The organism is Rhodococcus sp. C1 (assembly GCF_020809065.1).
Lineage (GTDB): Bacteria > Actinomycetota > Actinomycetes > Mycobacteriales > Mycobacteriaceae > Rhodococcus_F > Rhodococcus_F qingshengii.
Genome location: NZ_CP078080.1, coordinates 3,997,329 through 4,011,484, shown reverse-complemented (window position 1 = coordinate 4,011,484; position 14,156 = coordinate 3,997,329). Strand labels below are relative to the sequence as shown.

Sequence of the window (14,156 nt, the reverse complement as noted above, 5' to 3'; positions counted from 1 at the left end):
ACGCCAGAATCATCGTAGATCCGTCGAGTCCGATGTAGGACAGCACCTTCGGGCTCCAGCCGGGCTTTGTGCAGGTGTCGGCCGACCTGCACGGGCGCTCTATACGGTGACGTCGGAGTAGGGCATATGCTCTGACACCCAAGGAAATACGAATTCCATGAGTAGCAGCACCACCGCGACCACGAGAACGATCGCCAGCAGGGCCTTCACTGGTCGGGGGCCGGGGAGCGCTCCCCAGAGGTATCCGTACATTCATTGCTCCTGGAATGCCGCGGGAATGGTGCCCGAAGTCTTCGAGATTGTTTCGACGAGAACCGCGTGGACGATCAAGCGTTCGCTGTTCGAGTAGAGCGGATGGCACGTGGTCAGTGTCAACATACTTTCCAGCGTGGCGTCGGGCTCGGCCCAAGGGCTTCCGGGCAGCGGGTTGACGACCGCAACATCCCCGGGCACGGTGATGCGCCGCCCGAGGAGATGGACGTAGTCGCCTTCGGAAACACGATCGGCTTGCTCGGGATTCAAGCAGGCTTTCGCCGCAGCGCGACGTTCGGGCGAGGCCTGGTCGAGTGGGAGCAACCGGTACGTCATCCATTGGAACTCGGTCTCCACGACGACGGCATCGCATGCATCGAGTCGATCCAGGTGTTGGAAGACTGCGCCGGAACCATTGCGGTGCCCGGCGAGCGCGAAGTTTCCGGCTTCGCCGGGCATCTGCGAGTCCGGGTAGTGGCCGGGGCCGGCCCGCAGGTCCTCGTTGCGTGTGCCCTCGACGATTGCGTACGCGGCGCCGAGTGTGGGGAAATGCACGCGCGCGAATCCCTCGCCGAGCACAGGGATCAGCGGGGACACCGGCTGACCATCGATCGCTCCTGAGGCTTCGGGGACTTCGGCCCAGGATTCCTCCAGACTGTTGTTGAGCTCGTCCTGCAGCCGCCCTGAGACGATATTGGTCCAGAACGCCTCATAGATGACGAACAGCAGGATGACGACCCCGGCCGTGAGGAGCAGTTCGCCGATTACCTGGCCTGCGCCCGGCCGACGACGCCCTGGAACTTCGGTATCGCTCACGGACCGGGGTCTCCTCTTCACAGATCTACCGAGCTAGCTGATGGGTCGAATTGGTGCCGTATCGAACTAGCTGCCCGCGTTGATCGTGGCGCTTCCGGTACCGCCGAGGAGATCGTAAAGGAGTACGGACAGGCGACCGAGGCCGTCGATCGCGGCAGAACCAGTGGTCTCGATGCCTTCGATGACGATCGGGAACGGGAGGAATGACATGGTGTTTCTCCTTCGAGGGGTGGGCCGCGGCGGCGGCCGCGAGATAGATACGTCGTGACGGTGAAACAGGGCGGGTGCGACCAGGTGTATGTCGCACCCGCCCTGTTTCGGTATTTCTGGTTGGGAGTTACTCCTGGCCGGGTGCACGCTTGCGGTTACGCAGGGTGAGCCATGCGCCACCGCCGATCAGTGCCAGCGCTAGACCGGCGAGCCAGATGACGTTCGCGCCGGTTACCGGCAGGGACGAGGACTGGTCCGGTTTGGCCTGAGCAGGATTTCCCGGAGCAGGTGTGCCCGGAGCACCGTTGTGTCCACCACCGTTATTGCCGGGAGCGTTGTTGCCGGGAGTCGACACGTCAGTGCCTGATCCTCCGGGTACTTCAGAGCCCGGCCATGTCGGGATTTCCCACGGCGGCAGCGGGATCGGGATCGGGATGATGATCAGCCCATTGCTGCTGGTTTTGTTCTCGAGTCCCAGGACCACCGACTTGTTTGCTTCGCCGGTGAGCTTGACGGAAGTTGCGGTCGGTTCGCCGTCGATCTTCGAGACATCCGCCTTGCCTTCCTTGACGCCCCAGATCACGTCACCCCACTTGACGTTGGTGACGTCGGTGTGAGCACCGGTTTCTGTGAAAGTGATGTCGGTGTTCAGCGGGAACTGGACCCGGCCGTCGATGACGGCTGCGTCGCACTGGGCGGTCGGAGTGACCGAAGCGCCCGGCTTGACATCGAGAACACAAGACCGCGCCTCATTGTCGATGTCCGTCCACGTAGCCGTGACCTGGAAGATCGTGGATCCGTCCTTGGCCACCTGGCTGCCCTTGGGGCCGGTCACGATCTTGTCGATATCCACCTCGGTGGTCGGGATCGGGCGGTTGTGGATCTCCACCACAGCCTTCTCACCGGCCACCGCCTTGACGGTGTCGCGGTAATCGGCGTCACCGGCATCCGCGGAGACGTAGTAGTACGGCCGCGCCCAGTCGATACCGGCCAGTGGCTTGGGGTCGACCTCGGAGAAGGTGATCACGGTGTTCCGCGGCACAACCTCGTCGGACGTCCAGCTCCAGTCGTTTGCGGCATCGAGGGTGATGGTCTGGCCCACTGCCGGGAAATCAGTTCCAGCGGGGAGTGCCGGATCGATCCCGTCGATACGGACCTCGAACGTCGCGCTGTCAGGCAGGTCGGCCTCGGGTGCGCGGACGGGGTTGCCGTCAGCGTCGAGGATGAACTTCGTGAATTCGACCGATCCGAATTTCCACAGCGCCTCGTTCGACAGCGTGATCAGTCGACCGTTGGTCGGGTCGTCGGAGACTATGCCCGTCGCGGTGCCGTCGAGGTTCGAATGCAGCCACGATTCGCCTTCCGGGCTGGTGCCCCAGGAGATCGTGCCCCACTCGACTCCGTCGACATCGGGACGGCCGGTCTCAGTGAAGGTCACCTCGGTGCCGACAGGGAGGTCGACGCCGAGCGGTGTGGTCTGTCCCTGCTTGACGCTCAGCACCTGGGTGCGGTACTCCACACCGTCGCGCCAACGCGCCTCGACCGTGAACTCCACGTCGTCGCCGACGGCCTCGGCGGCCTCACCGCCGACCTGCTTTGCAATGCGCAGAGTGCCGTCGTTGACGTCGACGAAGTTCGACACCTCGATCTTGCGCAGATCCTTGCCGATGGTCACCACGGCCTCGTTGTCCGGACTGATCCTGACATTCCCGGAGTATGCGGGCACGCCATAGGCGAGACCATCACCGTTTGCCGGAACCAGCTCTGTCAGTGTGACTTCGGTGCCGCCCGGCAGGTTCTCGCCGAACGGAACCGTGGTGCCGTCGGACGGAAGAGACAGCGTCTTGCTCTGCGGGTTGTCGTCCGTATCGAGCCAGGTGGCAATCACGTCGAAGCTGGCCGGTACGGCCTTGTCGGAAGCCTTCGGGCCCGTGAGCTTTTTGCTCACTTCGAAGGTGCCTTGCGTGATCGTGGCCTCGTTGGTGACGGAGACCGTGTTCGCCGACGCGTCGGTGCCGATGGTGAGCGTCTTCGGGCTGATCACCGGCAGCGACCACGTCACGAGGTCGGTGTTCGTCGGTTGGACCTCGGTGAAGGTGACTTTCGCTCCGATGGGCAATTTGCCCAGGTCGTAGTGCTGACCGTCCTTCAGGGTGAATTGACGCAGCTCGTTGCCGGCGGCGTCGTCACCAAAGGCGATCTCTGCGTTGACGACGAAAGCCTCGAGCCCCGTGCGCGCTCCGTCACCGATGACGGATTTGGTGATCCTCGCCGATCCCAGGCTCGCTTTGTTGAGCAGTGTGACACCGACATTGCTCTTCGGCGTGATGGTCACCAGCGCCTCGGTGCGGTCCCCGTTGAGCGTCACACCCTCCGACGGGCGGAACGTCCCTCTCTCGAAGTACACACCGTCAACGGTCGGGAGGTTGATCTCGGACAGGCGGATCTGCCAGCCGGTTCCGCGGGGGTTGATCCCACTGACGGGTGTCCCGTCAGCCTTCACCTTGATCTCGTAGGAGCTCACCGGGGCGTCGGTCGCTGGATCTTGCCCGGGGGCGAACTCCTCGACTTTCACAGTGAACTCGGTGTCTTCCGGGAATTTCTCGGAGAAGGGAGCGATCTCCTTCAGAAGCGAGAACGAGCCCCGCGACACACCTTGGCCGGTGCCGCCGCCGCCCCATTCCTGCTTGACGCTCTTCGACAGCGTCTGCTTGCCGGCATAGGTGAGGGTGTTGGAGTATTCCGTGTCGCGCTGGTCCAGTCCGCCGCTGCTGGTGCACAGGGTGTAGCTGACGAGGTACTTCGTCTGACGGCTGTAACCGTCCGCGTCCCGAGGGAGGGTGAGATCGAAACCGCCGTCGGCGCGCGCCACCGAGGTGGCGTCGGTTATATCGCGTTTCTTGTTGCCGTCGAAGAAGTCTTGCGCGACGACCTTGAGATTGAGGTTGCTCTTGAGATCGCCGCCGATTTCACACACCGTCATGTTCGGTGAGAACCTGTCGTTGATGACCGCCGGTTCCGTAAGGCCCTCGAGATCGTGTCCGGAGATTTCCACGGTCCAATTGAGGGTGGTGCCTGCCGGCTGCTCCACACCGCCGATCGTCTGCGACGTGGTGTTGATCGCGCCGTTCTTGCCGCTCGTGAACCCAGGTCCCTCAGTCTTTCCCGTGATCGACGTCTTGTTGACGACCGCCGAGTTGGTGAGATGGTCCTCGGAGTCCGGCACCTCGGTGGTGGTCAGGCAGGTCCGGTACGTGAAGTAGTAATACTGTTCTTCGTTGAATGTGTCCGGGTTATCCACAGTGATCGCCGCGGTGAAGGTACTCGCGCCGGCTACTGCGCCGATGGGAGCAATGGTGAATCCTGCGGCAGGAGTGCGGTAGTTGGGTTCGTTCTCCCGCCCTGGGAGGTAGTCAGACTTCTCGATGACTACCTGCACGCCCGAGGCACAGACCGCATGGGGGCCGCCGAAGGTGTCGGTGATGTCGATCTTGTGGTTGTTGGCGGCAATGTCGGTGCCCGGAACCACAATCGTCCAGACGGCTTCCATATTGCGCTTACCACCGTCGAGGTAGCCGCCCTTCCAGGGCTCGGTCTGCGGCGCGTAGTCCTGTCCCACGCCATCCGAAGCCACCGTGTTGTCACCGATCGTCACGGAGTTGGTGTACTGAGTCCCCTTGAGATCCACAACGCCGCTGGTCGTGCATGAGGTGTACTCGATGCGGTAGAGCTTGCTGCCCTCGAAGGGCCCGCCGTTGTTGATGTTGATCGTGACCTGATCACCCGCGTCGGGTTGGGTGACGGTGACGCCGCCAGCGGTCTCTTTGAGATCGCCCGGGCGACCGGACCACAGCTTCGCGTTGAGCAGGCTGCCCGCACACACCTTCATGTTGTCGGAGAGCTCGTCGCTCAGGGTCACCGAACCGGTGTTGCCTGTGTCCAACTTGGCCAGATCTGCGCCGGGGATGTCGATGGTCCACCGCACTGACTGCTTGTTGTCCTGGAGTTTGCCGGACTTCGTCGACTCGCCGATTACGCGGCCGTCGGTGATGCCGCCCGTGCCGGGCAGGTCGACCTGCGTGACCTTGTTGTTGATCGTGAAATCCACAGTCTCTGACGTGGTGTACTCGACTGCCTTCGTGTAGACGAAGAAATCGCCCTTCACCTCGTCCGGCCGATCCGCCACAGCGTCGGAGAGCACGCAGGTCATGAGATTGGTGGAAGCAGCCAGATCGCATGTGCCCCAAACCGTCCCATCGTCGCCCTCCAGCGCGATCGTCGGGTTGGACTGAAGCTTCAGCTCGCCAGGGAATTCAATGGTGAACTGGTCGCCCGGCTGCGGACTCGCGCTTGACGCGTCCCAAATGCCCTTCACCGTGACGGAGTCCCCGACCGTGATCTGCTGGTCGTTCTTTCCTTCGACCTGGACGTCGGTGATTTTCACATCGATGCCGGGATTGACTCCGCGTGCGGCCAGTCGCTGCGCCGCCACAGGAGTCGTCGACGAGGACGCCGTCGTGATCGGCGGTTTCGCAGAAGTGGGTGACTCCGACGTGGAAGTAGGCGGTGCCGTCGTCTTCAGTGGCGCCTCCGTCGTAGTCGCGGGCGGCTTCGGTGTGGTCGGAACTATTGTGGTCGGAACTATGGTGGTCGAGGTCCCGACGTCATCGGCCGAGGCAACCTGGACGAAAGAGAACGACGATACGACCAGCGCCAGGACCGCAACGATCATCCCCAAAGCTGCCCACCGAGACACCACCCCCTCCCCGGCACGGCGTGGGAAGACACGGTTACGCATGACGAACACCTTTCGTTCAGAACACATGATTTAGGCCCCGTTTCCGGGGCCGTCGAATAGGGAAACGGGACCTTTGAGCCGCTCTGGAGCCTGGTTGCGAGCGTTGGTGATTCTCAGGCGACCTACTGCGGAGCCGAACAGTTGGTAATCGGACCTGGTTGGCGCCAGCGCAGACCGACGGCCGGCTCTGGGTAGGCCAGGAAATTCCAAGAAAAATCGACCGCCGGTATTACCTAACGCGACGACCTTCGAGGTACTAAAGGCTGCGGCCGAGGATCTTTCCTGCGCGATTCATTGCAGTTCGAGCATGAGCACCATCCCGGATAGCAAAAGCAACAGTGCGATGGCTCCGAGGGGGGAGTCTTCGTGCTACGTGCTTCGCTGCCGTGACGGTTTTCATGAAATTCCTTTCTTTGGCACAACGTAAAGAAATGTGCGCGGGGCCGTTCGCGAGAAGATGCAAATTCCGCGCAAACAACGCAGAAGGCGCAAACCGGGCGATGCGCAATCAGGAATCTAACACGAGCAAATCGCATAGCTGGACACACCATGGACGTGCGTCCATGCAAGAAAAACTGCGCTTACCTGGGTATATCAATCTTCCGTTGATTTCTTTCAAGTTAACTGGCTGGTTCATCACAATTCGATCTCGACCATCGTTTGCATGCCTGCCTTGGCCCTTGTCGACAATCGGTGAGCGGCCGAGCCGAGTCGGCGCTGCTGTACCGAATGAGCCTTTATGCAGTTCACTGCCCCTTATTTGCTGTCGGAACGACAAGGTGTGGAGCGAATTATCTGTGCACACACGCTCGACGCAAATGCAAATCATTTTTCTGTGTGTAGGAGGAGGGTGAATTAGGGGGTGAATTCAGTCGAGGGTCATCGAAACCCCTGTTCTGAAATGATCCAGAGATAGGGGTCACATTAGATTCGTTTTTCTTAGCAGATTGGATTCCGGCCTGAGTTAACTGTCGATAATGCTTCGGGGGCCGACATGGCATTTCGAGACAAAGAATCGCCCAGCTTTTCGTAGAAGGCCTTCGGTACGGTTACGTCAGTCCAGCTGATCACGCGTCGCAGCGACTGTGGGCGACGCTCTTGTGCGCACGGATGAGGCACTGCCTGGGATGTGTGTGAATCTCGGAAAATGCCACGTCGGAGGCTTCTTCGAAGATCGCGAGACCTCGCAAGTTCAGGTCGTTCTCGCGCGGCTCGGCACGATGAACTGGCTTACTTTTCAAGCGCTTTCGATGCCCGGAGTCAAAAGGTGACGGTCGTTGAGTAGTTGCTGATGGTGGATGCGACCGGTTCGATCGGTGCGCAGTCGCCACATCCGAGCAACCGCACCGAGTGGCCGCGAGGTCCCGCAGACGGTACTTTTCGCAGCTCTCTGGACACTTCGCGAAATCGGACCTTCGAATCAAGTTCTCGCGCAACCATTCTGACGCAGCTTGTGTCAATGGCGCTACACCCACGGCTGCCCGCAAGGTTTGACCGCCCCGGTTGCTGTTACGCCTTGGGATCCGGAGCCCAGAGATTCTGTGACACTCGCGGGCCGCTCCGCACAGCGTGTTGCACGCGACTCAGCCGCCATTGGTGGACTCTTGCCTACCGACTCGTCGTCGCAGAACTTCGTCAGACGACCTTTGCCGCAACGGAAGAGCTACAACGATTGGTCGGGCCCGGTCAACGACGCGGGACCGGTCGTCGGTTGGTGTGCGCCGGTGAACCGCTCGACGACGGATACCACGACGATCGCGAGTGCCAGGATTCCAACGGTCCGGGCGAGTGACTTCAGGGTCTTCGGAAGCGCCTTCTTCATGCGAGGCAGATTACTGCGGACGGTACGCAATTTGTGGGCTAGGTTTCGGTCCGGATCGGATCGGTCTGAAGAGAGATCGCTTTATCCACGCAGCGTGACTATTCGTGATGCAAATCTTGTGGTGCCCCGGCAGGATTCGAACCTGCGACCAGCTGGCTCTACACCTTGCCCCACGGAACCGCCGACATCGTCCGGGCGTCCGACGTGTTCGCCGCTATGCACGGTGCGAGCACGGTGATCCCGATGACGTGGGACGGTGAGCATCCCAGTTTCGCAGGGATTCTCGCGCTTGCGGGCAAAACCACCATGACGTTCCCGCCACCTGGCCGGGCGGCTGACGCCCCATCCTCATCGGGAGGGCGCGGCGTCTTTTTCGTCTTGGGCCGATAAACGTGTTTTCACCTGCAGGTTTCGTGCAGTGTCATCTATTTGGATGACTGCCCAGATTGGTTTTTCCTCGGTAACGTCTGCCACTTCCATGCCTACAGGTGGAAAACGACGAAGGGAAAGCTATGCGCGCAAAGGGATTGGCCAAGAAGGCTGCGATTGTTGGGGCCGTGACGGCAGCTAGCGTGATGGTTCTTCCGGGACTGGCTGGCGCCGATGACATTGTCACCCCGACTGCGACCGATGTGTCCTTTTCGGTCGTCGACAGGACGGCCACACTGAAGTACACGACTCCGGAGTTCGCGAACTGCACTACAGCCGTCCATACCCCGGAAAATGTTGAAGCAATCCGCGAATTCACCGAACACAATCCGGTATGGTTCGCCATCACCTTCATTTATGGGCACCCGAATCTGGAGGCCGATCCCGTGTGGAAGTCGCCCAACCCGGCTTCCGAAAACAGTTCGAAGATTACGGATACCATCGCAGGACTTCCGGATGGCAACTACGTCGCCGGAATCTACTGCGTCAGCGACGGACCCACCCCGGCCGGATACAACCAGACCCACAACTTGCAGGAGATCCCGTTCACTCTGCCGCAGGCGCCCGTGAACCCGGGCGGGGGATTCGGATCCATCCAATTCCCCGCGTTCGGATCGTAGAAACTCACGACAAAGCCCCCAACTTCGCAAGGAGGTTGGGGGCTTTCGTCATCTGCAGAAGAACTTCTGCTGCTAGCTGCCGAAGATGTTGCCGAGTGAACCGAGCGAACCGGTGCCTGTTTCCGGCTTCGGATCGTTCTTTGCGAAGTTGGTGGTGCAACCGTTGAACTTCACGGCGTCGACGAAGACGCTCGAGGCCGCCGAGCCGGTGCCGACGCTCACACCGTAGTGCTCGACCTTCGCGCCGGGGTTGGCTGCCACGATGGCATCGAGTGAGGTGGGCTCGCCCTTTACTGCACCGCCGATGGTACGGGTGCTCCACCAGAGTCCGTCCTGGATGTTCTCGTGCTTGACCGCAACGTCCGTGACAGGTGCGTCGTTCTGGCTCGGCACCCACACCAGAGTGGTGAAACCGTTGTCTTTCGGATTCGTGGTACCGGTCAAACGCAGCTGGAACGCAGCGCTGGTGGTTACGGCGCGCTCGGAGAACCCGATTTCCTTGGCAACCGCGTCGGCGAGCTTGATGCTTCCAGCCGCGTGGTAAGACACGGAGCGGTCCTTGACGTCGGTGACTTCGAGTTTGAGTGAGCCGTCCTTGTCGAAGACATTATCGGCCGCGTAGGAGGCGGTCTGGTCCTTCTCGTCGGTGAACGGGATTCCCCAGCCGTTCGCGGTGGTTTCGGTAGACGTTGTGGAGCAGGTGAAGCCCGCTTCCGGCTCTGCGGAACCGAGTGAACCGGTGGGCGCTGCGCCCGCGAAAGCCGGTGCAATCAATGCAGCGGAGCCGACAAGTGTGGCAACGATTCCGGCGCGGCGGGTGGCTTTAGACATGCGTGATGAACCTCTCGGAGGGTAAAACGGGGGTGAAGGTCTGTAAAAATTAGCACAGACTGTCCGGTTTGTGAATGTTGAGGATGGGGAACGATTGCCCAAGGTTGTCCAAGGAAAAAGGCTGGCAAGTAACGTATTTCGGTTTCCCGCGCGAATTACGATCAAGGTTTGTGTGAATCGGCACTTGTGATTTCTCAGCGAGTGAGAACGAGCTGCCTTGTGGCTGCCCCTTGTAGTGGGGTCGCCTGCCGGGGTGGCCCCCGCGTGCACTCCGGCAGGTCGGCGCACCTGAGCTGTCGGGAACACGTGCACCCAGGATGACCCACCGGGCGACCGGCCAGGTCGAGGCCGGTGGATCAATGCAGGGCGAAATGACGAATCGCGACGTGCGTTTGATCGGCCACCGCAGCGTCCGACTCAACGAAAGTAATTCGCGATCTACCGATTAGCGTGCGGATCGTACAGAGTTCCACCATTCGAACGAACGCTGCGCCCAAACTTCAGGGGAGGGTCGGGTGCCGCGCTTGACACCACGGGGGTTCCTGTTCGGCGCCCACGCGAGTACGACACTCTTGCGCCAGACGTGCTGGCGCCCGAGCTTGAATCTGAGAGGCCCATTACTGATGTGGGCCCAAATAGCCTGGTTCCCTTTGGAGTTCCGGGTGTGACAGAAGCATTGCAGGGCTTTCCAGAACTCGTCTTCCGTACCAATTCGCTCCGCCGCTGGACAGCAAGATTGTCGATGACAAGCCGGGATTCGGCGCCCAACTTATGGTGTATCCACTGGACTCACCTGAGAACCGCACAACAACACTTACTCAACACTTTGGCCGCGATTGAGTGGGATAACGCAGGAATGCCGCGTCGGTCATGGCTTCGTACGTGCAGGTGTAGAGGGTATTCGTTGCTGGGAAAACGATACAAAAGTGCCCCCGGCAGGATTCGAACCTGCGACCAAGAGATTAGAAGGCTCTTGCTCTATCCCCTGAGCTACGGAGGCGCGTGGAACATCATACTCGAGGGTTCGGGATGTGACGCGCGCCGCCCAACTCCGACGCGTTGTCGTAGTCGGTTCGCGAAGGTCCTACCCTTGAGGTATGGCTACACCCGACCTCGCGCCGACAGATTCCCCACCGGAGTCCACACAGCACAGCGGTGCACCCGCTTCTTCGACCGCGATATTCGTGGTCAGCGGACTCATCGCAGGGCTCACCGCAGCCATCGTGGTGGGATTCTCCGCGTCGCAGGCACTGACTCTTCTGGGTATCCCGGATCCAGGCCCGATCACCACGTACGGCCTGCCCGCGATGCGGGCACTGGGGGAGATCGCCGCGGTCATTGCGATCGGGTCACTGCTGCTGGCCGCGTTCTTCGTGCCGCCGCAGAAGTCGGGCGTCCTCGACGTCGACGGCTATCGGGCAGTCCGAACTGCATCGCACGCCGCGATCGTGTGGGCGATCTGTTCGTTCATGATGGTGCCCCTGACGCTCTCCGACACATCGGGTCAGCCGTTCGCCGAAGCGATCAAACCGGCGAACCTCTGGTCGGGACTCGATCAGGTCGAGATCGCCGGCGCCTGGCGCTGGACGGCAATCATTGCGGTTGTTCTGGCGATCCTGGCCCGACTGACACTGCGCTGGTGGTGGACCCCGCTACTGCTGCTGGTCGGTCTTCTCGGACTGATGCCGCTCGCTCTCACCGGTCACTCGTCTTCGGGCGGGTCGCATGACATCGCTACCAACAGCCTGATCCTGCACCTCGTGGCGGCTTCGCTCTGGGCCGGCGGCTTGTTCGCGCTACTGGCACACGCGCGGCGCGGCGGCGATTACACCGACGTAGCAGCCCGACGCTTTTCGACGGTCGCATCCATCTGCTTCGTCGTCATGGGATTCAGCGGCGTCATCAACGCGATTGTCCGTCTGCCTCTCGACGACGTATTCACCACGACGTATGGACGATTGATCGTCGCGAAAACCGTTGCACTGATCATCCTCGGGTTCTTCGGTTGGGCTCAGCGGAGTCGGGCGCTACCGGCGCTGGCGGAGAACCCCAAGAGTCGCTCTGCCCTGATTCGATTTGCCGGCGCTGAAGGCATCGTGATGGCGGCAACCATCGGTCTCGCGATCGGCCTCGGTCGTACCCCGCCGCCCCCGCCGCTGTCGATTCCCTCGATCCCCGAGGTCGAACTCGGTTACAACCTTCCGGACCCGCCGTCGTTCATGGCCTTCGTGACGGACTGGCGATTCGACCTCATGTTCGGCACCGCCGCCGTTGCTGCGGCGGTTCTGTACGGCATCGGCCTGCGCAAGCTGGCCAAGCGTGGGGATTCCTGGCCTGTCGGCCGAACCATCGCCTGGATGAGCGGTTGTGCGGTGCTCCTGATCGCCACGTCGTCGGGCGTCGGCAAATACGCACCGGCAGTCTTCAGCGTTCACATGGGTGCGCACATGGCGCTGTCGATGTTGGGACCAGTCCTGCTGGTTCTGGGTGCGCCGATCACTTTGGCTCTGCGGGCGCTCGATCCGGCAGGCAAGGACGGCGTGCCCGGCATTCGCGAGTGGATTCTGACCGCTCTGCACAGCCCGTTCTCGCGATTCATCACCCACCCGATCGTGGCGGCAGTTCTCTTTGTCGGCGGTTTCTACGCGCTCTACCTCGGCGGAATCTACGGTGCGACGGTCGACTCGCACAGCGCTCACCTGCTGATGAACCTGCACTTCATCCTCAGCGGCTATCTCTTCTACTGGGTGGCGATCGGAATCGACCCGTCACCACGTCAATTGCAGCCAGTGACCAAGCTGGCAATGGTCTTCGGCTCACTTCCGTTCCACGCCTTCTTCGGCGTGGCACTGATGAGCACTACCGCCGTCATGGGCGGCGCGTACTTCCGTTCGCTCGGCCTCGGCTGGAACAACGACCTGATCGGCGATCAGCAGCTGGGCGGCAGCATCGCGTGGGCGACCGGCGAGATCCCGCTCATGGTGGTCATGCTCGCGCTACTGGTTCAGTGGTCGCGCAGCGATGGCAGGACAGCGCGCCGAACCGACCGTGCGGCCGAGCGTGACCACGACGCCGACCTCGCTGCTCACAACGCCATGTTCGCCGAATTGGCCAGGCGGGACCGCGAGGGGTGGAAACCGCGTGAGGCTGCTGACGCGGAGACTGCAAGCGAGGACTCTGCGGACGAGACACCCAGCGAGAAGAAATCCGACGAATCCTCCACTAGCACTTAGCTCCGACACTGCCCGGGCCGTTTGGCTCGGGCAGTGCTGTTTCTCCACAGCTGTTCCACCGATGCACAGGTGGAAATCGAAGATCCCGAGCCACGCGTTTGTCGTTCCACAATCGAAACTGCCGACGCAATGATCGGCCCCGCGGCAGTTGGCGGGTTCTGGAGTTCGAGGGGGGATCGGACATGTACGAAACGCATGCAACGGTTGTCGGAACCGTCATCACCAATCCGGTGAAGCGGCAGACCACCAATGGCGAAGAGGTGCTGAGCTTTCGGATGGCGAGCAACACGCGTCGCAAAGACGCGGTGACCGGAGAGTGGACGGACGGAGCGACCCTCTATCTCACGGTGAGTTGCTGGCGGCGGTTGGTCACCGGCGTCGGCGCATCCATCATGAAGGGTGATCCGGTCATGGTGGCGGGGGAGTTGCGCACCAACGAGTACACGACCAAAGAGGGTGTGCCTCGTTCCGATCTCGAGCTACGGGCGACTGCGGTAGGCGCGGACCTTGCTCGTTGCATCTCGAAGATCGAGCGTCAGAGTAAGCCGACGTCGGCGGAGAATGTCGAGGACGCAGTCGACACCGTCGCTGCGTGAGGACTCAGACCGAAGGTTTCGGGCAGTCGCGGGGCCGCGAGTCGTGCCCCGCGTCCACTCGCTCGAGAAGTTCGGTGAGAGTTGCTCGCTCCGATTCGTCGAGGTCGTCGAACACATCCGAAGATTCGCGTCGTTGAGCTTTTGCGACGTCGGCAGCGAGGGTAGCGCCGGCGTCGGTGAGCTCGAGTAACACGGCTCGCCGATCGTTCGGATCGGGAGTGCGGCGCACCCATCCGGCCTCTTCGAGGGAATCCACGACGTCGGTCGCCGACCGCGGAACGATGCGCAATCGCTCGGCAAGAAACCCGAGTCGAACCGGCTCGCCCACTCGGGTCAGTACTCGCAGCGCTCGGCTTTGCGACGGCGAGAGACCGAATGGTTCCAGCGCTGCCACCTGACGTCGGCGGATGAGCCGTGCCACGGACATCACGACGTCGGTGAGTTCGCGCTCTCGGGAATGCATGGCGTCAGTCTAGCGTTGTTGGTGTCAGCCTCATAGTGAGGTAACCTCATCAATATGAAACTAGGGTGAGAAAGCCTCCAGGAGGT

Annotated in this window: 10 protein-coding genes and 1 tRNA gene; 3 read left to right on the top strand and 8 right to left on the bottom strand. The window is 61.5% G+C overall.

All coding sequences use genetic code 11. The features are described 5' to 3' along the window. Positions 1-99: 99 nt before the first annotated feature. From KTR60_RS18300 to KTR60_RS18280, 5 genes are all read right to left on the bottom strand, one after another. A complete protein-coding gene (locus KTR60_RS18300) occupies positions 100-252 on the bottom strand; it encodes a hypothetical protein (protein WP_003945315.1) in 153 nt (50 codons plus the stop codon). Next, positions 253-1,068: a class E sortase gene (locus KTR60_RS18295; protein WP_042923869.1), complete on the bottom strand. Its 816-nt coding sequence runs from the start codon at positions 1,066-1,068 to the stop codon at positions 253-255. It abuts the gene before it with no gap. Positions 1,069-1,134: 66 nt separating this feature from the next. Next, complete coding sequence (locus KTR60_RS18290; RefSeq protein WP_003945342.1) at positions 1,135-1,278, bottom strand: hypothetical protein; 144 nt, start codon at positions 1,276-1,278, stop codon at positions 1,135-1,137. Between the two features lie 127 nt (positions 1,279-1,405). Continuing rightward, positions 1,406-6,010 carry a DUF5979 domain-containing protein gene (locus tag KTR60_RS18285; protein ID WP_416309278.1) on the bottom strand — a complete coding sequence of 1,535 codons (4,605 nt, stop codon included), beginning with the start codon at positions 6,008-6,010 and terminating at the stop codon, positions 1,406-1,408. Positions 6,011-7,739: 1,729 nt separating this feature from the next. Next, positions 7,740-7,898 carry a hypothetical protein gene (locus KTR60_RS18280; RefSeq protein WP_003945304.1) on the bottom strand — a complete coding sequence of 53 codons (159 nt, stop codon included), beginning with the start codon at positions 7,896-7,898 and terminating at the stop codon, positions 7,740-7,742. Between the two features lie 557 nt (positions 7,899-8,455). On the opposite strand from KTR60_RS18280, the gene KTR60_RS18275 reads away from it, so the two are divergent. Further along, positions 8,456-8,947 (top strand): hypothetical protein, encoded by a 492-nt coding sequence (locus KTR60_RS18275; RefSeq protein WP_228401122.1) that lies wholly within the window; start codon positions 8,456-8,458, stop codon positions 8,945-8,947. 72 nt (positions 8,948-9,019) lie between these two features. Here KTR60_RS18275 and KTR60_RS18270 read toward each other — a convergent pair whose 3' ends face one another. Both KTR60_RS18270 and KTR60_RS18265 read right to left on the bottom strand, forming a co-directional pair. Continuing rightward, positions 9,020-9,778, bottom strand: a complete 759-nt coding sequence (locus tag KTR60_RS18270; RefSeq protein ID WP_228401121.1) for a hypothetical protein — start codon at positions 9,776-9,778, stop codon at positions 9,020-9,022. A gap of 927 nt (positions 9,779-10,705) precedes the next feature. Continuing rightward, positions 10,706-10,778 (bottom strand) — tRNA-Arg (locus KTR60_RS18265). 97 nt (positions 10,779-10,875) lie between these two features. Between KTR60_RS18265 and KTR60_RS18260 the strand changes: the two genes are divergently transcribed. After that, positions 10,876-13,011 carry a cytochrome c oxidase assembly protein gene (locus KTR60_RS18260; protein ID WP_228401120.1) on the top strand — a complete coding sequence of 712 codons (2,136 nt, stop codon included), beginning with the start codon at positions 10,876-10,878 and terminating at the stop codon, positions 13,009-13,011. A gap of 182 nt (positions 13,012-13,193) precedes the next feature. Beyond that, positions 13,194-13,607, top strand: a complete 414-nt coding sequence (gene ssb / locus KTR60_RS18255) for a single-stranded DNA-binding protein (protein WP_007733347.1) — start codon at positions 13,194-13,196, stop codon at positions 13,605-13,607. A 4-nt stretch (positions 13,608-13,611) separates the two neighbouring features. On the opposite strand, the gene KTR60_RS18250 is transcribed toward ssb, so the two are convergent. Next, positions 13,612-14,070: a MarR family winged helix-turn-helix transcriptional regulator gene (locus tag KTR60_RS18250; protein WP_003945320.1), complete on the bottom strand. Its 459-nt coding sequence runs from the start codon at positions 14,068-14,070 to the stop codon at positions 13,612-13,614. Positions 14,071-14,156: the final 86 nt, after the last annotated feature.

Coding starts and splice junctions, on each gene's coding strand:
- KTR60_RS18300 (WP_003945315.1), bottom strand. CDS start 252: ATGTACGGATACCTCTGGGGAGCGCTCCCCGGCCCCCGACCAGTGAAG.
- KTR60_RS18290 (WP_003945342.1), bottom strand. CDS start 1,278: ATGTCATTCCTCCCGTTCCCGATCGTCATCGAAGGCATCGAGACCACT.
- KTR60_RS18285 (WP_416309278.1), bottom strand. CDS start 6,010: ATGATCGTTGCGGTCCTGGCGCTGGTCGTATCGTCGTTCTCTTTCGTC.
- KTR60_RS18280 (WP_003945304.1), bottom strand. CDS start 7,898: ATGAAGAAGGCGCTTCCGAAGACCCTGAAGTCACTCGCCCGGACCGTT.
- KTR60_RS18270 (WP_228401121.1), bottom strand. CDS start 9,778: ATGTCTAAAGCCACCCGCCGCGCCGGAATCGTTGCCACACTTGTCGGC.
- KTR60_RS18260 (WP_228401120.1), top strand. CDS start 10,876: ATGGCTACACCCGACCTCGCGCCGACAGATTCCCCACCGGAGTCCACA.
- ssb (WP_007733347.1), top strand. CDS start 13,194: ATGTACGAAACGCATGCAACGGTTGTCGGAACCGTCATCACCAATCCG.
- KTR60_RS18250 (WP_003945320.1), bottom strand. CDS start 14,070: ATGCATTCCCGAGAGCGCGAACTCACCGACGTCGTGATGTCCGTGGCA.